The 24,828-nt window shown below is 34.9% G+C and carries 16 protein-coding genes and 2 tRNA genes; 12 read left to right on the top strand and 6 right to left on the bottom strand.

Annotated features, from left to right (window positions below; translation table 11 throughout):
* Nucleotides 1–169: 169 nt before the first annotated feature.
* The 6 genes from ACFFLS_RS25350 (at nucleotide 170) to ACFFLS_RS25325 (ending at nucleotide 4,811) form a co-directional block, all read left to right on the top strand.
* Nucleotides 170–243, top strand: a tRNA-Ile gene (locus tag ACFFLS_RS25350).
* Between the two features lie 223 nt (nucleotides 244–466).
* Nucleotides 467–538 (top strand) — tRNA-Pro (locus ACFFLS_RS25345).
* Nucleotides 539–737: 199 nt separating this feature from the next.
* On the top strand, nucleotides 738–1,307 hold the full coding sequence (locus ACFFLS_RS25340) for an RNA ligase 1 family protein (RefSeq protein WP_379682748.1): 570 nt from the start codon (nucleotides 738–740) through the stop codon (nucleotides 1,305–1,307).
* 759 nt (nucleotides 1,308–2,066) lie between these two features.
* Complete coding sequence (locus ACFFLS_RS25335; protein ID WP_379682747.1) at nucleotides 2,067–3,164, top strand: slipin family protein; 1,098 nt, start codon at nucleotides 2,067–2,069, stop codon at nucleotides 3,162–3,164.
* Between the two features lie 322 nt (nucleotides 3,165–3,486).
* A complete protein-coding gene (locus ACFFLS_RS25330) occupies nucleotides 3,487–3,987 on the top strand; it encodes a hypothetical protein (protein ID WP_379682746.1) in 501 nt (166 codons plus the stop codon).
* A gap of 278 nt (nucleotides 3,988–4,265) precedes the next feature.
* A complete protein-coding gene (locus ACFFLS_RS25325) occupies nucleotides 4,266–4,811 on the top strand; it encodes a 3'-5' exonuclease (protein ID WP_379682745.1) in 546 nt (181 codons plus the stop codon).
* Between the two features lie 149 nt (nucleotides 4,812–4,960).
* Here ACFFLS_RS25325 and ACFFLS_RS25320 read toward each other — a convergent pair whose 3' ends face one another.
* The gene (locus ACFFLS_RS25320; protein WP_379682744.1) at nucleotides 4,961–5,872 is read right to left on the bottom strand and encodes a phytanoyl-CoA dioxygenase family protein; all 912 of its coding nucleotides are present in this window, start codon (nucleotides 5,870–5,872) and stop codon (nucleotides 4,961–4,963) included.
* A gap of 216 nt (nucleotides 5,873–6,088) precedes the next feature.
* On the opposite strand from ACFFLS_RS25320, the gene ACFFLS_RS25315 reads away from it, so the two are divergent.
* From ACFFLS_RS25315 to ACFFLS_RS25295, 5 genes are read left to right on the top strand one after another with little or no spacing between them, the layout of a single operon-like run.
* Nucleotides 6,089–6,715, top strand: coding sequence for a conflict system bpX4 domain-containing protein (locus tag ACFFLS_RS25315; protein ID WP_379682743.1), 627 nt, complete (start codon nucleotides 6,089–6,091; stop codon nucleotides 6,713–6,715).
* Between the two features lie 34 nt (nucleotides 6,716–6,749).
* Nucleotides 6,750–7,880, top strand: coding sequence for an AAA family ATPase (locus tag ACFFLS_RS25310; RefSeq protein WP_379682742.1), 1,131 nt, complete (start codon nucleotides 6,750–6,752; stop codon nucleotides 7,878–7,880).
* 1 nt (nucleotide 7,881) lies between these two features.
* The gene (locus ACFFLS_RS25305; protein ID WP_379682741.1) at nucleotides 7,882–8,580 is read left to right on the top strand and encodes a hypothetical protein; all 699 of its coding nucleotides are present in this window, start codon (nucleotides 7,882–7,884) and stop codon (nucleotides 8,578–8,580) included.
* Between the two features lie 8 nt (nucleotides 8,581–8,588).
* Complete coding sequence (locus ACFFLS_RS25300) at nucleotides 8,589–11,102, top strand: ribosomal protein L7/L12 (protein WP_379682740.1); 2,514 nt, start codon at nucleotides 8,589–8,591, stop codon at nucleotides 11,100–11,102.
* Entirely contained in the window at nucleotides 11,092–12,849 is a 1,758-nt protein-coding gene (locus tag ACFFLS_RS25295) for a bpX3 domain-containing protein (protein WP_379682739.1), read from the top strand. Before ACFFLS_RS25300 ends, ACFFLS_RS25295 begins: the two co-directional genes overlap by 11 nt.
* An 85-nt stretch (nucleotides 12,850–12,934) precedes the next feature.
* On the opposite strand, the gene ACFFLS_RS25290 is transcribed toward ACFFLS_RS25295, so the two are convergent.
* The 3 genes from ACFFLS_RS25290 to ACFFLS_RS25280 form a co-directional block, all read right to left on the bottom strand.
* Nucleotides 12,935–14,713: an AMP-dependent synthetase/ligase gene (locus ACFFLS_RS25290; RefSeq protein WP_379682738.1), complete on the bottom strand. Its 1,779-nt coding sequence runs from the start codon at nucleotides 14,711–14,713 to the stop codon at nucleotides 12,935–12,937.
* Nucleotides 14,714–14,888: 175 nt separating this feature from the next.
* Complete coding sequence (locus ACFFLS_RS25285) at nucleotides 14,889–15,329, bottom strand: hypothetical protein (RefSeq protein ID WP_379682737.1); 441 nt, start codon at nucleotides 15,327–15,329, stop codon at nucleotides 14,889–14,891.
* 133 nt (nucleotides 15,330–15,462) lie between these two features.
* Nucleotides 15,463–17,874 carry a TonB-dependent receptor domain-containing protein gene (locus ACFFLS_RS25280; protein WP_379682736.1) on the bottom strand — a complete coding sequence of 804 codons (2,412 nt, stop codon included), beginning with the start codon at nucleotides 17,872–17,874 and terminating at the stop codon, nucleotides 15,463–15,465.
* 236 nt (nucleotides 17,875–18,110) lie between these two features.
* On the opposite strand from ACFFLS_RS25280, the gene ACFFLS_RS25275 reads away from it, so the two are divergent.
* The gene (locus tag ACFFLS_RS25275) at nucleotides 18,111–18,395 is read left to right on the top strand and encodes a hypothetical protein (RefSeq protein WP_379682735.1); all 285 of its coding nucleotides are present in this window, start codon (nucleotides 18,111–18,113) and stop codon (nucleotides 18,393–18,395) included.
* Between the two features lie 283 nt (nucleotides 18,396–18,678).
* Here the strand turns inward: ACFFLS_RS25275 and purL are convergent, their stop codons facing one another.
* Nucleotides 18,679–22,332, bottom strand: coding sequence for a phosphoribosylformylglycinamidine synthase (purL, locus tag ACFFLS_RS25270; protein ID WP_379682734.1), 3,654 nt, complete (start codon nucleotides 22,330–22,332; stop codon nucleotides 18,679–18,681).
* 383 nt (nucleotides 22,333–22,715) lie between these two features.
* On the bottom strand, nucleotides 22,716–24,569 hold the full coding sequence (locus ACFFLS_RS25265; RefSeq protein ID WP_379682733.1) for an endonuclease: 1,854 nt from the start codon (nucleotides 24,567–24,569) through the stop codon (nucleotides 22,716–22,718).
* Nucleotides 24,570–24,828 lie beyond the last annotated feature (259 nt).

Below are 24,828 nucleotides of genomic sequence, written 5' to 3'. Positions count from 1 at the left end.
TATAGGCAATAGGATAGTTATATCACGTTGAATTTTGTAAAGCACCTTTGATCAGGTGCTTTTTTTATGCCTATTGTTTTACCACGAAGACACAAAATAGCAAAGGTTATAAGTATAAAAAAAATAAAACTTTGAGTCTTAGCGCCTTTGTGGCAAAAGAAAAATAAATGATTTTGTAGCTCAGTTGGATAGAGCGTCTGCCTTATATGCAGATGGTCGAAGGTTCGAATCCTTCCAAAATTACTTGTTCTCTAGAAGGAACTGGCTCATTGGGGTTACTGGATAACCTTCCCGACTGTCTCTCGGGAGAAACGGGTTCGATTCCCATGAGCCGCTTTTTTTTTAAGATGCTTAGGTTGTAAGATACTGAGACTCTAAGAATTTTAGATGTTGATAAGGTTTAGATTCAAAGATTTGAAGAGAACTTAGCTTCTTAGAATCTTAGCAACTCAGAATCTTAGAAAAACTGGGAAGATAACGGTGGCTGTTTACCCGCCTTGGACGCGGGAGGTCGCAGGTTCGAATCCTGCTTCCCAGACAAATATTGAAAATGCCCCGAAGGCACAAAGGTTTGATGAAGATATAAAAAGAAAACTTTGCGACTCTGCGACTTTGCGAGAGATTTTGAGGATGAAGTGAGAGTAATATTCTCGCAATCCCGATTGCTATCGGGAGCCAAGACGCTAAGAAAAAACTTTGTGACTTTGTCCCTTAGTGGCAAACTAAAAATAATAAAAATGAAAAAGATAAGTACATTATTCGCAAAGAATCCTAACGATTTAGGTAGAGTTATAGATAAGATTAATATTGAAAATAAATGGGTTTTTGATGGAGAAGCCATTGCAACCCGCAAATTTGACGGTACATCTGCAGCTATTATTGATGGAGAAATCTTTAAAAGATTTGATGCTAAAAAAGGAAGAACAATTCCAGAAGGAGCAATTCCGTGCCAGGAGGCAGATTCAATTTCGGGACATCATCCGCATTGGTTAAAATGTATTCGCTCAAAATCGGAAGACAAACATTTTTTCGAAGGTTTCGATGCATTGGAAGATAAAATCGAAGGAACTTACGAATTATGCGGACCCAAAGTACAAGGAAACCCTGAAAAGTTTGCAAAACATACTTTGGTCAAACATGGCAAGGAAGTGCTTGATTTTGTTAATCTTGAATTTGATGATCTAAAAATATTCTTAGAAGAAAATGATATTGAGGGAATTGTTTTTCACCATATTTCAGATGGAAGAATGTGTAAATTAAGAAAATCAGATTTCGGAATTAAACGTACGAAATTAGAATTTGTATAGATTTTATGTTCTGCGCAGAATAATTGCGCAGAACCATTTGAATCTTTGTTCAAGAAATAAAAGTTCTTTAGAAAAATAAATTACATCAAAGGAAACTTTGATTTACAATATCAAACAAGTCCGGTTGCGTGTTTCTGTATAGCACCATTGTAGGGAACTTTTCGCAGAGGCGAATTATGTTTTTCTATGCAGCTTGATTTGGAGGTTTTAATGGTTTTCCAAAAAACTATCACACACAAGGGATCTAAGGGTTGTGGGTTCGAATCCCACTCGCAGCGATGCGGTGGCTCAAATAGGATAGAGCATTAGAGTGTTTACGCAGGTTCGAATCCTGCACCAATTTCGATTGGTTGGACGAGTCCGGTTTAAGTCAACAGACTGAAAATCTGTATTTCGAGAGACCATCACTCTTAAAAAGATGACTAGTAAAAGAAACTGATTTGTCTTTGTCAGTGAAATCAGGATTTTGCAATCCGAAATTTCACACTCATGATAAAGCCAGTGCGAAAGTACTGTTTTTTGAAGCAGTCGTTTTCTTTTCGGTTTGATTGTAAAATGATTTGGGGATCATTTTTACCAAATACAACCGCAAACAATTCGGGTAAAACAAACAACAATTTTTGACCCGCTTTTTTCGGAGGATAAAGGCAAGGAGGTTTTTTTAAAATTTAGAGAATAGAATAAAGAAAATATAAAATAGAACAAAGATTTCTTCTGTTTCAAAACATAAAACAAAGAAGAACTTGAAACAAAAAAAAAATGATAAAGAGAATTGAAATCGAAACCTACCAAGTGGGCTTGGTGTTCGAAAATAGAAAATTAGTAAAAGTAATCGAAGAAGGTTTACACTGGATCTTTGGAAATAAAAATGTCATGATTTACGATTTGAATGGATCTTTTCAGGCTCCTTTTGAACTTGAGATTTTATTGCAGAATCAAGTATTGGCTTCACTTTTAGAAATTGTTGAGGTTGCTGATAACGAGATTGTACTGCAATTCGTAAAAGGGAATTTCAAAGAAATTTTAGCGCCAGGAAAATATGCTTTTTGGAAGGGAATTGTAAAAAATGAATTCATAAAAGCGGATTTGTCTAAAATCGAAATCACAGAAAATATTTCAGTGAATTTGCTAGAGAATCCAAAACTTAGATACTTCACAAGAAAGTACATAGTAGCAAGTAATGACAAAGCGTTGTTGTTTGTGAATGGCACTTTCGTGAAAGAACTAAAATCAGGAACGTATTACTTCTGGAATAATGCAATTACAATCGAGGTTAAAACAATCGATATGAGGCAACAGCAAGTAGAAATTTCTGGTCAGGAATTGTTGACTAAAGATAAAGCAGGATTAAGAATCAACTTTTTTGTAAAATACCAAGTGGTTGATATTTTGAAAGCTTTGGTCGAGAATAAAGATTTTGAGAAACAATTGTATGTTACAATGCAATTGGCTTTGAGAGCTTTTATAGGAGGTTTGACTTTAGATGAATTGTTAAGCAAAAAAGATGCTATTGCAGAAACTATTTTGGAAGAAGCAAAAACTAAAATCAAAGATTTAGGTTTGGTCATTTCTGATGCTGGAATAAGAGACGTAATTCTTCCAGGAGATATGAAAGAAATCATGAATCAGGTTTTGGTTGCTGAGAAAAAAGCACAGGCAAACAGCATCATGAGAAGAGAAGAAACTGCCGCAACAAGAAGTTTGCTAAACACAGCAAAGCTGATGGAAGAAAACGAAATGTTGTGGAAATTGAAAGAAATGGAATATGTCGAAAAAATTGCTGACAAAATCGGTGAAATTACCATTTCTGGAGGCGGAAACGTGATTGGTCAATTGAAGGAAATCTTCGTCAAGTAAAAAAGAACCATTAGCAGTAAATGTCTATAGTTTAAGTTTAATAATAAAAATTTAAGGATGAATCAAGATATAGTAATTACGTTGAACCACAAGTTTGGTCAAAACGGTATCGTTGAAGTTAGTGAGCCTGGGTTTGCCTCAATCAGAGAGGTAAACGTGGAAAACATTAAAAAATGGAATGAAAAGGTAAATTCGAGAGATTATCTCATTTAGAGGTATTTATCCAGTATAGTAAAGGTGTTTTTAAAGCTTTGCAAAGTACTGGAATCTCAAGAATTACCTAGTCTTTCCTGAGATTCCCAAGAATGCAAAAAAAAATACCATGAAAAACAATACACTAAAAAAATATAAAAAAGCGATTATAAATAAATATGAGACAGAAAAAGAGGGAAAATACTTTGATTATTTGTACAAGCCATCTCGTGGGAAACTTCGTGATCTGTGCTGGCTTATTTTCGAAAATAACCCAACTCAAGAAGATTTGAACGTCTTCAGAAATTTCCTGTCTCTCGATTTTGATCACACTAAAAAGAATAAGTTCAAAGAGAAAAAAGATAAGTTTAGACCTATTGAGACTTTCTTTAAAGGAGAAACAGATCTGACAAACATTGATGCTATAAATATGGCGGCAATTATGGTCGATTTTCATCCGCGTCCTTTTAAAAAGTTTTACGAAAATTCTAAAATTGAAGAGGTAAAACCAGTACAACAGATGGAAAAAGCTAAAGCGGTTTTTGAAAAAATGATTTCTGCGAAAAAGGAAGAGACCGCGAAAAAGAAGAAGAGGAATTTCTTTCTAGATTTCAAAAGCATGTTCTTATAGGGTTTTGCCACGAAGGCGCTAGGGCACAAAGTTTTTTTTAGCCACAGATTATAAAGATTAAAAGGATTATAAAAATCTGCTGAATTTGCTGAATCTGCGGGAGAATAAAATCTTAGCGTGCCTTTGCGTAAACCTTTGCGGTTAGAAAGTCTCAAAGCTTTTTAGCCACAGATTAAAAGGATTAAAAACGATTATGAAAAAATCTGCTCAAATCTGCAAAATCTGCGTGAAACAAATCTTTTCGGTTAAATAAACAAAACATTAAAAACATAAAGAAAATGAAAACTACAGATAAAATTATCATTATTGATTTAGAAGCCACTTGTTGGCAGAGCGCGGTTCCGAAAGGACAGCAGAATGAAATTATCGAAATCGGTCTTGCCGTTCTTAATACAGAAAACGGAGAAATTACGAAGAACAATGGCATTCTTATTAAACCGCAACGTTCGACAGTAAGTTCGTTTTGCACTGAGCTGACAACGATTACACAGGATTTACTAGATCGAAACGGGGTGAATTTTGAAGAAGCATTAAATATGCTGGTAGACGAATACAATCCTGATTTATATACTTGGGCAAGTTACGGCCAGTACGATTTGAATATGCTAAGAAAACAATGCCAGTCGTTTGGAGTTGAGTATCCAATGAGCAACGAACATATTAATGTCAAGACTTATTTTGCTGAAAAATTCGGATTAGACCGAGCGACAGGAATGAATGGAGCCTTGCAAATGCTGAATATTCCGTTGGAGGGAACACATCATCGCGGTGTAGACGATGCAAAAAATATTGCCAAGATTTTGAATTGGTGCCTTAAAAATTAGAATTTGATTTGTTGATTGCAGTTGCCCAAAAAGGATAGCGGATAGTTGCAAAAAGGAAAACTGTAAATACAACTATTTACAGTTTTCTAATGATGTCGGTTAGTCTTTCATTATGAAAAAAGGATATTTAAGCAGTCATGAAAAACGATTTAAATCCATTCTCCAGAGGCATTGTAATCATCGGGAAGATAAGTAAGGTATTGAACCATTCTAGGAGTTTCCCCTTTGTTGGGCGTTGCGCAGTGTGGCAGTGCGTTATGCCAGATTATAAAATCTCCCGCATCGCCTGGGATTGGTTTTGCTTTTAATGTCTGAAGTGCTTTTTCTCTTGGGTTTTCGTCTGGTTCAATTTCGTCCAGCCATTTGTCAATTTGTTTATGGAATCCAGGAACACAGTGAAAAGCTCCATCATTTGGTCCGCAGTCGGTTAAGTAGAGTAATCCCTGCAATCCTGATACAAGCGGTTTTTTTAAACTGATATCCCAATGCAGCGAACTTCCAAGAAATAAAAAACTATCTGTTTCTGGCGGGTTAAAACTTACCTTATCTATCGTTCTGTAGATTTTGGTCGTTTTATACAGCTGTTCATACGCTTTTTTGATTCTAGGCGAAAAACGATTACGGTTTAATATTTCATGATCCGAAAAATTCAGCATCAGTCCTTTTTGGTTTTCATGTAGGTTGTACCAGCTTTCTTTCTGGTTAGGATTCATTTTTAGGTATTCCCAAATGACATCTTGTGTGTTTTTGCAGTCTTCTTTTGAGATGGCATTTTTAACAACCACATAACCATTTTGGTTCCAAAATTCAAGATCTTGTTCAGAAAGGACATTTTCAGTCAAATCTGTGGTTTCGAGCGCATTTCGTTTTCGGTTGTTGATCCAGGTTTTGAAAGTCTCAAAATCGGGTTTTTCAAAATAGATAAATTGTAAAGCATCTTCCATGCCAATGCCCAATTGATACAAGGTTTTAATCTCGTAGTCCCAATTGCTAAGGAGGGCATCGGTACTTTTAGGATTTGTATTGCGTTTCCAAAATTGTTCGAGAATAGTCCACGGCATAATTTTTTGATTATAGTTGAGATAAGCTCAAAAATACAGGATTTCTGGTTTGGTATTTAAAGTAAAAATACCTGTTTTTATCCTGAAAAAATGCTTATTGCAACTGTGAAAATCAAATGATTTTCAAAAAATAAATTTTAACAAAGTTCAGATTTAATAATATATTTGTCAGTATGGCATTTTTAAGGAATATGCTGATTAAGATTTTTTCATATAATGAATAAAATAAACACTCCTTTTTTAGATACAATCTACCAACTCAGAACAATTGAGAAGATCATACTTTATAATAAGCTGCTTTCCATTTCTAAAGAGGAAGAGACAGAAACTATTCTTTTTTTGGAAAATGAATACGATAAAGAAGTTTTAGAATATCCCGGAATTCCTCCTGTATTTAACGCAGACGCAGCTTTGTGGGGCGCAAAAACGGTTTATTTGGCGGCGCAGTTCCTGCTTTACAGAGAACTCAGTTTTGAAGATACGAATACTCTTTTGCCTCATTTTAAAGGAAAAAAAGATGCCTCAGCTTTTATTTGTGCAGATCTGTGTCTGCGTTTTCTGCCTCAGATTCTTGCGGAATTGAAAAGACTGGATGCCGATGATCCGGTTATCTCACTTTTAGAAATGCATTTATTGAATTTCCATTATTCAGTAATTGGATTTGAGATTGAAACTGCTAAGATTAATTTTGATGAAATAGCCTCAGACGATTGTTTATTGCAGTTGTATATTGACCGAATCGTAGAAAGAAAAGCTCTGAAATTTACGGAATCTGATTTCATCAAAAAACAATTGGAAATTGGTTTTGGCGATTATAGAAAACTGTTTTGGGCAGGCTTGTAAAGTAGAAGAAGAAATAAAATAAAAGATAAAATAAATGAATGCTACCGATAAATTAAATGTTGTTTTAAAGCATATTAAAGAAATTTTTGTTGGAAAAGACGAAATTATAGATTTGTTAGGAATTGGATTATTAGCAAGAGAAAATGCTTTTTTGCTAGGCCCTCCAGGAACGGCAAAAAGTGCCTTGGTTAGGGCTTTGTCTAACGGAATTGAAGGCGGTAAAAATTTTGAGTATTTGTTAACGCGTTTTACAGAGCCTAATGAAATTTTCGGGCCTTTCGATATCCGTAAACTTAAAGAAGGCGAATTGATTACCAATACAGAGGGAATGATGCCTGAAGCCTCGATGGTATTTTTGGATGAAATCTTTAATGCCAATTCGGCGATTCTGAATAGTTTATTAATGGCACTTAACGAAAAGATATTCAGACGTGGTAAGGAAACAAAAAAATTACCCGCTTTGATGTTTGTAGGCGCGAGTAATGTGCTTCCTGAAGATGAATCACTTAATGCCTTGTTGGACCGTTTTCTTATTCGTATAAAATGTGATTATGTCGAGCCAGATTTGCTGCATCAGGTTTTATTGGCCGGATGGAAGCTAGAAAGCGCAAATGCTGGAGAAACACCAACAATTACTGCTGATGAAATACGCGGGTTGCAGCAACTTTGTAGACAAGTGGACTTAACGCCTACACGAAATGAGTACGTAGACATTATTCACAGTCTGAGAAATACTGGAATAAAAGTATCCGATCGACGTGCTGTTAAATTGCAGAACCTCATTGCGGCTAGTGCTTTAATGTGTGGCAGAAACGAAGCTGTCTTGTCTGATTTTTGGGTGCTGAAATATATTTGGGATAACGAAGAACAAATCGAAATTCTGGAAAGCATTATCAATAAGATTATCGAAAAAGACAAATCTGAATCTGCACACCCGCAAGCATTGCACAATAAGACACCAGATGCCGAAAGTGTGATGAAAGAAGTACAGTATCTGACTGAAAAATGGCAAGATGAAAATCTTTCGTTTGAAGAACAAAACATCATAAAAGATAAACTTCGTTTTATTCAGACCCGTTGTGATTGGATTAAAGATGCTGAAAAGAAAAAATACATTCAGGATCATATAGAATCATTGTGGCAGAAAATCCTGCAGACCGTTTAATATGTATCTCTTAGAAATAAACAAAGAACACAAAAGCCTTTTAGGTGTTATAAGGCATTGGGAAAATCTAAAAACAGCATTTGATGCCGATAGCATTTGGATTAAAGATTTTTCTTTTGAACAAATCAATTCAGATGCAGTTCTTCAAATTCCGTATGTACATATGTACGAATTAAAAGAAAATCTGCTGTTTGAGAAGGGGAAATTGCTCCCGTCAAAAAAACTGCCGTCTGGATTGTTGTGGACACCCATAGTTCGTGCTCTTCCTGTTTCGCTACCTGGTTTTAATCATAATTTTTTTGGTATTAATCATGAAATAGAAATTTCATTAATACCCTCAGAAGAAATAAAAGATGCTTTTGCCTTGTTGGTAAATTACAATGACCTAAAGGCATACATAGAAACAGCGCCGAGATTTAGACTTGAGCCACTCCAATGGGTGATCATCGATGATAAGATTCTTATTATCGGAAATCCGCAACTGCCGATAAAAGGAAGTGTCTATTGGTTTAACAACTATTTTTTAATACCTGTTGGCTATGATTTTGAATGGTTTTCTCTGATAAAAAAGCTTCAGGATAAATTAAACCCATCAGCAGAAAAAATGATACTTTGGAATAAGGATGGAACTTATACCGCCATTTCTTCAGAAAATATAAAACCGCTTTCGTTGAGCTCTTTTCGCTTAACTTTTTCATAATAAATCAAATGGAATTTCAAAAATACTTTCAATCATATCACGATTATTTCTGGGAATGGGAAAACAATTCTGATGGACAGATTCATGATGCAGTCGCAATTTCTGACGGGCAAACAATTGGATATGTGCAGTTTGTTGTCGAAATTTTAGATTTTTTGTCTGATGAGGGCATACCTCCGTTTGGAAGTTTATTAATGGCAATTGCGGCCACAAATCCTGAAGGAGAACAGGCGATTGAAATGATTCATGAAATAGCAAAAAAGAAACAGCTAGAAAAAAACTCTAATCCTAATTTTAGGATTGGTGCAAGCATGGATTTTTTAAAAATACTTGCCGCTTTGCCAGAAGAATACAAAAGAGGCGAAAAAAGAGTGCTGCTGTTTCAAACTATTTTTAAGGATTGCCACAACAGAATTTCTGCAGAGAGAGCGAAAAGATGTATTGCAGATTATAAAAAACGTCAGCCCTATGTTTATAAAATCTTAGACAAGATTGAGTTCAACGAACCTAATTTTATTAAAGATTTCAGGACGCTTGCTTTGTTAAAAGCAAAATTTCCGTTAGTTCAATCTCTATTAGATGCAATGGAAAATATTCCGAGTAAGGAATTGCGTGAAAAGCTGGATGACGAAATTTTAGAAGAAAAAAATAGCACAGAAACGGCAGTCGGTTTTGTAGACCAGCTTATAGAAGAAAACAAGACTTTTCAGGTCGGAAGCTTGATAAAATGTCTTTGGTCGGGATTTAATATTCCGTTACATCATAATCATCCGAGCGAACAGCCTTTAGGAGGAATCTCAGATTTGACTAATAAAGGTGATTTTGATAAGCTTGTTATTTCAGAATTTGCGTATGATGACGATGTTTTTATGTCGAGGATTGCGAATAACGAAGCTCTTTTTATTCAAAGAGAAGTGCCGCCTGAATCAGAAAAATTTGAACGTATTTTGTTGATTGATGCATCGCTGAAAAATTGGGGAAATCCTAAGATTCTCTCCTTTGCTTCGGCGATAGCGATTGCCAGACATCCAAAAACAGATATTGCTTGTAGGGCTTTTGTTTTGGGTGATACCTTCAAAGAAATTATTCTAGAAAATGTAAATCAAGTAATAGACGCTTTAGGAGAGCTTAACGGCAAACTGGATTGTGCGGCTGGACTTGATTTGTTTTTCAAGGAAAACAAAATAAACAGTAAAAGCCAGGAAGTGTTTCTATTTTCTTCAGAAGAAAGCCTTAAGCTTATTCCGATGCGAAATGCCTTGAGTACTTATTTTTCAGCTATAAAATATGTTTTTGAGATGCAGTTGCAGACCATTAGTATATATAAACATCAGAATAAAGGCCGAAAACAGCTTCAGCAGATTACACTGCCGTTAGACGAATTGTGGACGGTTAGAAAAAATAAAAAGTATTCGAAAAAAGCGTTAACAGGAAGTATTCCAATTTTATATCCTGCGGAAAGATCCTATCAAAATGTTTTTGGATGCCAAGACGATTTTTACACCTACATAAACGGTAATTTATTTATGTTTACCAGTGAGCAGTTTGATAAAGGATTCTTAAAGATTGCATCTAATCTAAAGTTAGGAAATGGCAATTTTGCATTGAAGACAAATGATAGGGAAGAAAAAATCTTGCTATGTCATAACTCTGATTTGAAACAAAAGGTGCAGACTTTTAATCTAAATACAGGCATAATGCAAGAGTATTTTGTATCGGATTATAAGATTAATCTTGCCACTGTTAATGTTTTTGTGTACAACAACGAATTTTACTTCTACAGTGAAATCGATTTCTGGCATATTGCAGATGATTTTAAATTAACCTGGCTTAGAGAGGTGAAAATCCGCCAAGCTCAGTTAGATTATTCTAAAAGGAAGTATGAATTTGTGAATAGTTATAAATTTAACAAACTTAAATACACTGTAATCAAAAGAATAGACCGTGTATATATACATCAAAATCTTTTGAACGTAAACGGTTATACGATTTCAAATTTTTTATTCGAAAAAGACAATCATTTAGCGAGGCGAAATGGTACCATTCGATTGGAAGAAAGAGTGAATTTGATTCTGAAAAACAAAGGAAAATCTCCTTTAGAGATTGTAAAGTATATAAAAGAGAATACAAATAAAAGTCTAAAGGAAGCTAAAGACATTGTAGATCAAGATTTTGGAATTGTTTTGGAGAATGTTACAAAATCTGATGCAGAAAAATTTAAGGTTGTTCTTGAAAGAAGTGGAGCGGTTTGTTATATCGAAATACAGTATTTTCAATCTGAAGATGGCAGCAAAATAAGCAATCAAGATGGGATTCTGGTTTTTGAAAGCAGTAATCCAGAAATTGAGAAATTTTATATTCCGTTCATTTTTCATATGCAGACTGCGTATATGTCTGAGCAAGAATTTGCTGGGAATGATTATTTTATTTCAGAGCATTCACAGGACGAAATAGAAGAAGAAAACTTCAGAGAAAAATATATAAATCCTTTTATTTCAAATATTGTCGGTTATGGATTTTAGACTACAAATTAGTTCGAAGAATGTTTATCCTAAAGAAGGAATCCTTATTAAAGGCGCAAACCCGGATTTATGGCTTTATGAAATTCAAAAAATGGGATTGGAATTGGACAAAATCACTGTTTTTCCGCTTCCAGATGTAAAAGCAAATGAAGTATTCGGTTGTTTGGTTTTTAATAAAAAGAAAACGAAAGTTTTAGATACAGGAAAAAATAATTTCTGTCAGTTGGTTGAAAATAAATTGTTTATTCCTGAAAACACCAACGTTTTTCCGATATTGACAAAAGAAGAATGGCAGAAATTGTTTTCAGAAAACTATCATTTTCTACATCCTGTGATTGGTTTGGTTGAACTAAACGATGAGGTAAACTGGGACGATTTTATAAAAGTTCCAAAAGAGGTGACAGTGGCAATTACAGAACCGAGTAAGAGTGTTGTGATTCCGAAATTTATTTCTTCGTTTACGATAGAAGTAGATCAGGAAGAAATATTGAAGCATATCGAGAATCCGTTGTCTGAGGAAGAAATTATTGAAAAACTTCCTTTCAACATGAAAAAGCTGATGCAAGGAAACAATCGCGAAATGGATAAATTTTTAGCTTATTTAGAGAAACATCCAGAGAAAGCCATGCAACTTGCTATTCCGCTCGACACACTCGGAACATCCAGAGGCGGAAATGGAGGAACTTTTTCTTTTAATTCGGGTATCGGTGAGTTGTTTAATTTTGGATGGATCAGACGATTTTTTGATAATCTGTCTTCAGGAGGAAATAACTCAACCGGATTTTTCAGATACGGTTTTGTGTTGCTTTTTATGATTCTGGCGCGCAGTTGTAAAGGATCCGAAGTAAAAGAAAATCTGCCTTCGATACTGGTATTTGTTGTGATTCTTATTATTGTGATTTTTCTGATTTCATTATGGGCAGGATCACAGTCTGGTTCTTCAGGTTCTGTTTCTGGAGGCTCATTCTTGATTGATTCAAATAGGTTTAATACTTTGCGAAGCAGATATGAAAAACTGGCGCAAGATTATATTGCCAGAAAAGAATACGAAAAGGCTTCGCATATTTATTTGAAGCTTTTGAAGAACAATCATCAGGCAGCCAAAGTTTTAGAAGATGGCGGTTTGTACCGTGAAGCCGGATCGGTTTATTTAAAATACCTTCAAAACAAAATAAAAGCGGCAGAATTGTACGAAAAAGGGCATGCTTACAATGAAGCACTTGCATTGTACAAAGAACTCAATCAGGATGAAAAGACTGGTGATTTATACCTGTTGCTGCATAATAAGTCTGAAGCAGATAAATATTTTAATAAAGTAATTTCGAATTATAAAGCACATTCTCAATATGTCAAGGCTTCTCTCATTTATAAAAATAAGATAGGAGATAGGACTCAGGCGCAGGATTTATTGCTTGAAGGATGGCGAACAAACCAAGATGCGGGCAAATGTCTCAATAATTACTTTGCCAATATTTCTGATGCAGAAGCCTTGGAGGTTGCAATTAGAAGTGTTTACAAAAATGATGTAAAAGACGAAAACGCTTCGTTGTTTCTTCATTTGTTAAAGTACGAACACAGCAGATTTGAGGAAATCGAAGAAGTAACAAGAAATATTGCCTATGAGATTGTGGCTAGCAGAATTGATAAAAATCCAGAAATAGCCTCTGAACTGATTCATTATGCAAAAAACAATTCAACACTACTAAAAGATGTAGGAAGATATAAGCTAAAAGCAAAGCGAAGTTAGTAGGCTATAAATTTGAATAAATTTGAAAGTAAAAACGGCTGTCTTAATCAAGACAGCCGTTTTCCTTTGGTTATATTATTTTGATTTAATTATTTCCGTAGATTTTTGCGTAAAGATCTTTGTAAATTTCTTTGATGATTTTACGTTTTAATTTTAAAGTAGGAGTCAGCTGTCCGCCGTCTATTGACCATACGTCAGGAGTAAGCTCAAAACGTTTGATTTGTTCCCAGTGTCCGAATTTTTTGTTTATTCCTTCAATTTCTTCATCAATTCGTTTAATGACATCAGGATTTTTACTGATTTCTTCTGTTGAGGTTCCTAAACTTATTTTATGGATTTTGGCCCATTCTTTCACAAATTCAAAATTTGGCTGAATAAAAGCAGCTGGCATTTTTTCGCCTTCACCGATAACCATTATCTGCTCAATAAAACGCGATTGTTTCATAGCATTTTCAATCATCTGTGGTGCAATGTATTTTCCGCCAGAGGTTTTGAACATTTCTTTTTTACGGTCAGTGATTTTAAGGAAACCTTCGCTGTCAATTTCACCAATATCTCCCGTATGGAAATAACCGTCCTGAACCGCTTCTGCAGTTTTTTCAGGATCTTTGTAGTAACCCAACATTACATTTGGTCCTTTTAGAAGGATTTCTCCATCTTCTGCAATCTTAATTTCAAGATTCTGAATTGGTTTTCCAACAGTTCCAATCTTAAATCCTTTATTTCTTTGATCGTTTACAGCAATAACAGGAGATGTTTCCGTTAAACCGTAACCTTCCATAACTGGGATTTCTGCTGCAGCAAAAACTCTTGTCAAACGAGGCTGCAATGCCGCGCTGCCCGAAACCATTAAATCCAATCTTCCACCCAAACCTTCTTTCCATTTGCTGAAAATAAGTTTTCGGGCAATTTTTAATTGAAATTCATACCAGAAACCATTGGCTCCGTATGGCTCATATTTTAAACCTAAATCAATAGCCCAGAAAAAGAGTTTTTTCTTGATGCCCGTTAGTTCTGCTCCTTTTGCATAAATCTTGTCGTAAACTTTCTCTAAAAGCCTTGGAACTGCGGTAATAACAGTAGGTTTTACTTCTTTTAAGTTATCGCTGATTTTGTCAATAGATTCTCCAAAATAAACCGATACGCCGTAATATTGATAAATGTATAAAATCATTCTTTCAAAAATATGACAAATCGGAAGGAAGCTCAAAGCGGTACTGTTTCCTGCATTAAAAGGAATTCGTGGAGAACTGTCCAAAACGTTTGAAACAATATTTCTATGAGAAAGCATTACGCCTTTTGGTTTTCCTGTGGTTCCAGAAGTGTAAATGATTGTTGCCAAATCATCTGTTTTAATGCTGTCTTTTCTGGCTTCAACTTCGTTTTGGTTGCTTTCGTCTGCGCCCAGTGTCAAAAGTTCAGACCAATGTTTGCAACCTTCGATTTCATCAAAAGAATAAACTTCTTTTAAAGAAGGAACATTGGCTTTTATGGCATTTACTTTCTGAAGAACTTCTGTATCAGAAACAAAACAGTAAATACTGCCGCTATGGTTTAATATATATTCGTAATCTTCTTCGGCTATTGTTGGGTATATTGGAACATTCTGTGCACCAGTTTGCTGAATCCCAATATCCATTATATTCCACTCCGTTCTATTGTTCGAAGTAATTAAAGCAATTTTATCATCTTTTTGAATGCCCATTCGAAGTAAAGCTCTCGAAACGGCATTAGCTTTTGCAATATATTCCTGGCTGGACGTTTTTTCCCAGACTCCATTTTTTTTTGTTGCTAGAGCAACAGGAAGGTTATAAGTTTCTAGTTGATAATAGGGAAAATCAAAAAGGCGTGTGATTGAAACCATGTTTAATATATTGAATTTTATTGCAAATTAAATAAAATTTAGGAATGATTTTTAATTTTATGGAATTTTATCGGAAAATTTACGACTGCTTTAAAAAACAACGAAAACGTTTTCTTTTTGACATGGTTTTTTCTTAAAAAGCGAGAAATGTTTAATTTGAACTGCTTTTTAGAGACTATTGTACGTTGTAATCTTCATAAACTTTTACTCTTTCGCCCATTAAGAACATTTTTTTCTTTGCAAAATGAATAGAAAACTGCGAATAACTCCATTCGTTGCTGTCATTTGGACGATACCAGAACGTATAGGTCGCACTGTTGAATCCTTCTTTAAAAATAGGCACTCCGTCTTCTGTACATTCAATTCCCCAGTTCATCTTTTTTTTGCTTTTATCATCTGACTGAATAAAACCCGTTCCGTCTGGATTTAAAACGGTAACTGGCTCAGCCATTCCGATTGGGGCATAAGTTCCTGGAGCTGGATATCCAATCGTAGTAGTGATAAAACGCGATTTGGAATTGTAGGTGATTTGATTTACTTCAACTTGAGAAAAGGATTTTGTAACAAATAAAAAAAATACAGCAAATAATAGAGGGGCGGCTTTCATTTTTGACATAGGTTTAAGTGTTTTTGGGTTGGGGGAAATCATAGTGATTTCGAGGCTAAATATAACTCAATTTTTTAATAGAATCACCCCTTAAAAACACAAGAATCATTTTTTTAATTCTAACCAGTCTAGAATCCGTTTTTTACTCCGTTGAGAACTGATTTTCGAGTAATTTTTCTTTAAAATCAGATTTAAAGGTGTACGCAAAAGTCAGCATAAAAGCGCGAGTGTCCGATTTAGAAGTTCTATAGTTTCTAAACAATGAAGTGTTGTTTTTGTAACCACTTTCTAAAGTGTTAAACATATCGGTTACTACTAGACCCAAACGAGCATTGCTTTTTCCTAATTTTTGCTGAAACCCTAAATCTATATTGTAAATCGGAATTCTTTTTCCTTGAGCTGTAGCAATAGAGGAGTTGTAATTTCCAATAATTTGAAGTTTTCCTCCTTTCCAAGGAACAAAATTATTTATAAGTTTTCCGTACCAGCTAAAAGCATTGCTTACAGCGTCTTGTGCTTGCTCGAGATTCCCTGCATTAATGCGTTGCTGAAAAGCAGTTAAGCTCATATTTGCATCATAAAATGAGAAAGGTTTTAAGCCGAAAATCGTTTCAACTCCATAAGTAATTGTGTTTCCAATATTTTGAGGTTGCAGTAAAATAACTCCATTGTCTTGAAGAATAGAATATTGTCGGATTGTATTGTTTGCATTTCTATAAAAGGCATTTCCTGAAAAGGAATAAGAATTCCAATCTTTATTATAATTTAATTCTACAATATGAATAATTTCAGGTTTCAAATACGGATTTCCTCCATGCGGATTCAAGGCATCGGTAATATCTACAAACGGATTTAAATCGTCTAAATCTGGTCGATTGATGCGTTTGCTGTAACCGAATTTTAAAAACTCATCTGATTGAAAATTCAGCTGTACAGAAGCAGAAGGAAAGAATTTTAGATAATTGTTTGAGAAACTATCGCTTCCATTTTCTGTTTTTCCATTATTAGTAACTTGTTCTGCGCGAAGTCCTAAATTGTATTTCCATTTTGGATTGTCTTTAGAACCCGAATACAAATTTACAAGCCCGTAAACTGCATTTATCTGTTCGTTAAAATCGAAAATATTGCTTGTCAGCGGATTAACGACATAATCGCCATTTGCTAAATCGGCACTTTGGAAATCAGAATTAAAGAACCTGAAAGTTCCTTTGTATCCTGTTTCAATTATTGATTTTTCTGAAATAGGAAAACTGTAGTTCAAAATTGCATTCGAAATGTTTTCTTTTTCATAATTATGAGTGCGCTGCCAGAAAGTATCACCAATAAGATTTTGATTTTCATCATATTTATCAGTGTCAATATTGGTGTTTTCTCTGTGAAAATTATATGAAGTAGTGATGCTGGCATTTAGACTTTTTCTATCATCAGAAAATTTTCGATCATAATTAAAAGCAAATTCTGTAGCTTTTGAACGTTCTAATTCTAAAGAATGACGTTTATTACCAGAATAAAATTGATTAGAACTGTTAAAAACATCTGTTTTTAAAGTTTCGCCATTATCCTGACTTTCGATATTTCCTACCGATTCAAAAGAAAAAACATTTCTCTCATTTGGCGAAAAATCGACATTGAATTTTAAGTTCTGTAAACCTTCCGTTCTTTGATCGCTTCTGTTTTGCTCAATAAGATGTTCATCATCAATAAAATAATTGGTTCTTTCGCCTTTTATGCTTTTTGTTCGTCCAGCAAAACGATTATCATATGCTAATCCAATATTCCATTTATCTGTTTTATTATTTAAAAGAACAGAACTATTCATTCTTCCTTTTGATCCAAATCCACCGCCAAGTACTATTGCACCATTTAAGCCATTTAAATTGTTTTTTTTCAGCTTAATGTTGATGATGCCACTTTCAGCATTCGCATCGTATTTTGCGGTGGGACTTGTGATAATTTCGATACTTTCAATACTGCTTGCAGGAATCTGGTTCATATTGGTAATAGCAGAATTTTTTCCGTTGATTAAAATTAGAGGTGTTTTTCCTCTAAGCGAAATGGCATCATCTGCATCTACAGCAACTGTAGGAATGTTTTTCAGCATATCAATAGCTGTTCCGCCGGATTGTGAAATATTGGATACGGCATTAAAAACAAAACCTTCATTGGTTTTCTGAATTTGTTTTTTCTGCGAATTGACAACAACAGTATTGAGCAGATTGGCATCTTCCTGTAAAACGATAGTTCCAAGTGAAAGCGAAGATCCGCTATGTTTTATCTTTTGATTTATGGTTTTAAATCCTATCAAACGAAATTTTAAGATGTAATCGGATGGATGAATGTTTTCAAGAGTAAATTTTCCTGAAGAATCAGTAACTGCATATGCAACTGTTTTGGTGGTATCAGTAACTGATTTTAAGACTACATCGACGAATTCAATTGGCATTTTCCCATCTGAAACAGTTCCATTTATAGAATTTGTTTTTTGACTAAAAGAAGATTGGCTTATGGCAAATAATAAAATTGCAGCGACTAAATTTTGTTTCCATTTTTTCATGAGACAAATATATTTATGCGAATATTTATACTCGCTTAAACTGTCTTAAGATACCATTAAGCTATTCTTATATGTTAATTAGAGTACGGTTAATGAACTTGAAAAAAATAGGAATTATACCCTTTGAAAAACAGTGGCTTACCTTGTGGAATCTAATTTTGCGTATCCTAATTTTACCTCAATCAAATGCGTAAACCGAAAAGCAAAAGAGTAGGTACAAATCAAATCATGAAATTATGGAAACTGCTTTATTTTTAGCAATGGGCTGGTGTGGAACCAAATACCCAGGCTGGTGGAGACGTTTTTGGAAAAATCCACCACCACCTCCAAATCCAGAACCTTGGTGGACTATTGCATTAATCGGAATTGGATTGGTAGCAGGGGCTGCCGGCGGATTATTATTTAGTAACGCCATTGCTGAAAATCAATTTTTTGCAGGTCAAAATGCAGTCGCTTCAGGGCTATTTGCTTTTGGCGCTTCAAATGTTGTAACTGGCATAATTTCTATTTTTAGAAAGTGAAAAAATGCTTCGACTTAGGGATAGCGTCGAAGCATTTTTCTATAATGGAAATGATGTCTGAGTAAATATTTTTTGCCACGAATTTCACGAATTATTTTTTAGAATTATTTGTTGTTTGTAAAATAGGACAAAGAATTTTAAAATCATTTTAATCCTTTAATCTGTGGCTAAAAAAAAAATAGTTAAAATTCGTGAATTGCTACGCCTATTCGCTATCGCTCGGGTCGTGGCTATCAAAAAAAAACGCCCGATAATTTCGGGCGCTTTTCATAAGATATATTTTTTAGTTTTTCTCAATCCATTTTCTGGCATTGACAAAAGCTTCATGCCAAGGTGAAACCTCGTCATTTCTGTCTTTTGGATAATGCGCCCAGTTCCATTGGAAAGTCGAACGCTCAATGTGAGGCATCATAACCAAATGTCTTCCGGTTTTGTCACACATCATAGCGGTGTTGTAATCAGAACCGTTAGGATTTGCTGGATAACCTTCATAAGCATATTTAGAAACAATGTTGTATTGGTCTTCTGAATATGGTAATTTGAATTTTCCTTCTCCGTGAGAAACCCAAACTCCTAAAGTGCTTCCAGCCAAAGTCGATAACATAACAGAGTTGTTTTCCTGAACTTTTACAGAAGTAAAAATACTTTCGTGTTTGTTACTTTCGTTATGGTGCATTTTCCCATGAATTTCGTGTTCTGGATTAATTACTTCCAATTCCATAAACAACTGGCATCCGTTACAGATTCCAACAGAAAGCGTATCTTCTCTTTTGAAGAATTTGTCTAAAGCTGTTTTTGCTTTTTCGTTGTATAAGAAAGCTCCAGCCCAACCTTTAGCAGAACCTAAAACGTCTGAATTAGAGAATCCTCCAACGGCTCCAATAAACTGAATATCTTCAAGAGTTTCACGGCCAGAAATTAAATCCGTCATGTGAACGTCTTTTACGTCAAATCCAGCCAAGTACATTGCATTTGCCATTTCACGCTCAGAATTACTTCCTTTTTCACGAATAATAGCTGCTTTTGGTCTTGGTTTCGAATTGTCGATTTCTGGTTTCTTTCCTGTAAAGTGCGCAGGGAAAGTATAATTTAAAACCTGATTTTTGTAGTTTTCAAAACGAGCTTTTGCTGTTCCGTTTTTAGATTGTTTTTGATCTAATAAATAAGAAGTCTCGAACCAAACATCTCTGTACTCCGCAATATCCAAATTATAAATTCCAAATTCCAAACGTGGTTTGCTTTGAACTGTTCCTAATTTGAAGAATTCGATGTTGTTTGCATTTAATTTTGCTTCAACAGCCGAATCAGATTTAGCTTGGAAAACGATTCCGATATTTTCTGCGAAAAGGATTTTCAATAAATCTTTTTCCGCGAAAGCGCTGAAATCAATTTTAGCTCCAAGATTAACATCAGCAAAACACAATTCTAATAAAGTAGTGATTAAACCACCGCTTCCGATATCGTGACCCGCTAAGATTTGGCTTTCGCCGATTAATTCCTGAATTGTATTAAAGGCATTTTTGAAGAAAGAAGCATTTTTAATAGTAGAAGTTTCGTTTCCGATTGTATTTCTAATTTGTGCAAAAGATGAACCTCCAAGTTTGAAATCATCCTGAGACAAATTGATATAATAGATTGAATCTCCGTTTTTCTGTAAAACTGGTTCAACAACTTTTCTAATATCTGTACAGTTTCCAGCAGCCGAAATAATAACCGTTCCTGGCGCGATTACTTCGTCATTTGGATATTTTTGTTTCATTGAAAGTGAATCTTTTCCTGTTGGAATATTGATTCCCAATTCAATAGCGAAATCTGAACAACCTTTTACAGCATCATATAAACGAGCATCTTCGCCTTCGTTTTTACAAGCCCACATCCAGTTTGCAGATAATGAAACGCCGCCTAAACCATTAATAATCGGCGCCCAAACAATGTTTGATAACGATTCTGCAATAGCATTTCTACTTCCTGCAACAGGATCAATCAAAGCCGCAATAGGAGCGTGGCCAATAGAAGTTGCAATTCCTTCTTTTCCTAAATAATCCAAAGTCATAACTCCAACATTATTCAAAGGCAATTGTAAAGGTCCGGCATTTTGTTGTTTAGCAACTTTTCCTCCAACGCAACGGTCCACTTTGTTTGTCAACCAGTCTTTTGAAGCAACAGCCTCTAAACGTAAAACGTCTTTTAAATAACTTTCGAAATCCCCTGCGTTGTAAGCAACATCAGCATATTTTCTATCGATAGTTTTGTCTGTCATAACCGTTTTTGGAGAACTTCCGAAGAAATCTTCTAAAGCATAATCCATCGGTTTTGAACCATTTGATTTTGATTCGAATGTAAAACGGTGATCTCCCGTTACATCTCCAACCTGATACATTGGAGAACGCTCTCTGTCAGCAATTCTTTGTAATGTGTCAATATCTTTTTGACTAATAACCAATCCCATTCTTTCCTGAGATTCGTTACCAATAATTTCTTTTGCAGAAAGAGTAGGGTCTCCAACTGGTAATTTGTCTAAATCAATCAAACCTCCAGTTTCTTCCACTAATTCTGAAAGACAGTTTAAGTGTCCACCCGCACCGTGATCGTGAATCGAAACAATTGGATTATTGTCGCTTTCTACTAAACCGCGAATTGCGTTTGCAGCACGTTTTTGCATTTCAGGGTTTGAACGCTGAATCGCATTCAACTCAATTCCTGAACCAAAAGCACCAGTATCTGCAGAAGAAACCGCAGCACCACCCATTCCGATTCTATAATTTTCTCCACCAAGAATTACGATTTTATCACCTTCCTGTGGTTTATGTTTTATGGCTTGATTTAATTTTCCGTAGCCAATTCCGCCCGCTTGCATGATTACTTTATCGTAACCAATTTTACGGTCGTTTTCTGAATGTTCGAAAGTCAAAACAGAACCTGTAATTAACGGCTGACCAAATTTATTTCCGAAATCAGAAGCTCCGTTTGAAGCTTTAATCAAAATATCCATTGGTGTTTGGTACAACCATTTTCTTTCTTCAACTGCATTTTCCCATTTTCTGTTGTTGTTCAAACGAGAATAAGATGTCATATAAACCGCAGTTCCAGCTAATGGCAAAGAACCTTGACCTCCAGCTAAACGGTCACGAATTTCTCCTCCTGAACCTGTTGCAGCTCCGTTGAAAGGCTCAACAGTTGTTGGGAAATTGTGTGTTTCTGCTTTTAAAGATAAAACAGAATCAAATTCTTTTATTTCGTAAAAATCAGGTTTATCAGCCGATTTTGGTGCAAATTGCTGCACTTTTGGTCCTTTTACAAAAGCAACGTTGTCTTTGTAAGCAGAAACAATATCGTTAGGATTTTCCTGAGATGTTTTTTTGATTAATTTGAAAAGAGAAGTTTCTTTTTCTTCTCCGTCAATCACAAATGTTCCGTTGAAAATTTTGTGTCGGCAGTGCTCTGAGTTTGCTTGAGAGAAAGCAAAAATCTCAGAATCCGTTAATTTTCTTCCAAGTTTAGTTGCAAGATTATTTAAGTAATCAACTTCTTCTTCGCTTAAAGCTAAACCTTCAACTTTGTTGTAAGTGGCAATATCATCAATTTCCAGAATAGGTTCTGGCTGAATGTTGATTGTGTAGATTTCTTGGTCTAATCCATTGAATTTTTGAGAAAGCATTGGGTCAAAATCAGTGAAATCTTCCGTTGCAGGATGAAATTCCTCGATTCTGATAATGCCCGAAATTCCCATGTTTTGAGTGATTTCTACAGCATTGGTACTCCAAGGTGTAATCATAGTAGCACGCGGACCAACAAAAAAATCCGTCAAAGCGGATTTCTCGATCTTATGTGCATCGGCAAAAAGCCAGTTTAATTTTGAAATGTCTTGAGCTGAAATTTCGTTTTCCGTTTGTACGGCAAAAACAGTTTTGCTTTGGTTTTCAAAGAAATGGATCATTTTGTGTGTTTGTTGTATTGAGCTGCAAATTTAATGTAAATAAATAGTAAGCGCAAATTTGAAAACAATCTCTTTTTAAAAAAAATGAAATTGCTTTTTTCTTGCATTTTTTTTACTAAAAATACGCAAAATCAATAGGTTTTGGTTTCTTGAACATTTCAAAGATTGGTGAAAAATCTACATGGATATGTTCTGCTAGATTAAACTTTTAGAAAGAAAGAAAACAAAAATAAAACTTTAGATTTTCTGCATTGTGTAAAAATGAATTTGCAAAATTTACGAAACCTTGAAATAGGTGAAAACGACATTTTTTCATTAAAATCGTTTTGTAGAGATAAAAAAAGCGGCAATTAGCCGCTTTTTAGTCGATGAAAATCTAAATTTTAATTAATAATAACCTTTTTATATGTCGTTTTTTGAGCTGTAGTAATTTTAAGAATATAGATTCCTGATGATAGATTTTGAATAGAAACTTCTGGAGAAGTTGTGTTTTGTTTTTCGAAAACTTTTTGACCAGAGAATGAGAAAACTTCAATGGAATAAGAAAGATCTAGATTGTCTGTTGTGACGTCAAAATTACCATTTGAAGGATTTGGATAAATTAAAATTTTGTTAAAATCAGAAATAATTTCTTCTTCTTCAATTGTTGCAGTTTGAACCATTTTGCTGGCTAAATTGTTACAAGTGTCTTGTGAGAAAGAATCCCATTGCGCACTTAGATTGAAAGTGGTGCTTGGAGAAGTTACAGTCGATTTTCTTCTTAAAGTAACATCAACAGCAAAATTGGCTGTTCCGCCATTGAAAGTCCCAATAATATCAATTAGAACTCCGTTTTTGAACAAACCAACAGCATCATTTCCGTTAAAAGTCAGTTCTGTTGCTGTTGTCGAAATATTGGCCGCACTTGTAGAAAAACAGCTTGAAGAAATGGAATTGTTAACAATTACAAATTTGCTTCCGTTGGTCAATGTTCCGCTTAAAGCCAAACCAGTGCTCCATGCGCCGGCTCCGTTGGTTTGTTTTTTTATCGTATAAGTCGATAAGTTCACAGAACTTCCGGTGTTGTTAGCAATTTCCAGCGCTTTATTGTTTCCAGAACCTTCAATGTATTCAGAGAAAAGCAAATCTGTTACGGTTCCTGTTCCACTACTATTGGTTGTAACCGAAATGATGTTGCTTGAAGCAGAAGTATTTCCAGTCGCATCTTTTGCTTTTACATAAATAGAATAGGTTGTTGAAGCTGTCAAACCTGTAATAGTCGTTGTTAAACCTGAAGCTGTGGTTTTTAAAGCGCTATTCGCATAAACGTCATAACCTGTAACGGCAACATTATCTGTGGATGCATTCCACGAAAGTGTAATCGAAGTCGAAGTTTTTGATGTTGAAACTAGACTTGTGGGTGCTGTTGGTGCTTGAGTATCTGTAGAAGATGTTCCGCCCCAAATTTGATTTACATATTCAGGATGGTCGATAAATGGGTTTCTGTTGTTTTGGCGTGCGTAGATAGCATTGTTTCTCGCAATTTCTCTCGGGCTCACAGGGTCTTGTGCATGCCAGGCCAAAAGCATATTTAAAAAAGCAGTTGTAAAAACTTGGTTGCTTGATCCATTAAACATAGGAAAAGAATATCCTGCAATAGTGTTTTCGTATCGTGTTGCAAAATAGAAATACATTCTGGCAATATCTCCTTTAAAAGCATTGATTGGTTCGAAAACTGTTCCTGAATATCCAGAAACGGCACTCGATCCTAATTTGCTTCCGTTCTGTGAAGTGTAAGTTGCGGAATTTACATTTCCGTGCGGATAATTAGAACGCATTCCGTTTACTTTTCCATCGGTTGGAGTTATAAAATGAGCATCGGCTACCATTGGAGATTGTTCGTTAAAAACTGACTGTGGAATGATATGTTCTCTATTGTAGCAATCACCTTCGACAGAATAATTGCCGCATCTTTGAGTGGTTCCTGTTGTATAAGTATAGGGATCTGTTCCCGATGGATTTTCAGAATACATATCTAATATGGTTCCGTCATTTTCGTAGAAATTGTCAACATCAGAAGTTAGGTAAGTAGTATAAAGTCCAGCGTAGCCATTGTTGGTGTGTCCTTTAATGATGTTATACAATTGTGTTTTTAGAGTATAACCCGTTCCAGTTGCTGTGCTGTAATAACCGGATGGAATTTGAGCAAAACCAATTGTAACAAACATTAACAGCAGTAAAAAGTAGTTTTTTTTCATAAATTAATAGTTTTAAGATTTGGTTTGGAAATTCAATTTTTTCTTTTTAAATATTTGTAATTTAGAAAGTTAAAATTATATTGTAGCAAATCTACTACTTTTATGAACGCGCTACGTTAAGCGATGTTTAATTTTGGATATATTTTCTTACGATGTTTTTTTATTTGCCACGAAGGCGCTAAGACACTAATATTTTTTTAAGACAATGATTAATGGCACATTCTGTGGAATGTTTTGCCAAAAAAATCTTGGCGTCTTA

The organism is Flavobacterium procerum (assembly GCF_042431625.1).
In the GTDB taxonomy this organism is placed as follows: Bacteria; Bacteroidota; Bacteroidia; order Flavobacteriales; family Flavobacteriaceae; genus Flavobacterium; species Flavobacterium procerum.
Note: the sequence above shows the minus strand (reverse complement) of the source record. Positions and strands in the feature narration are given on the sequence as shown.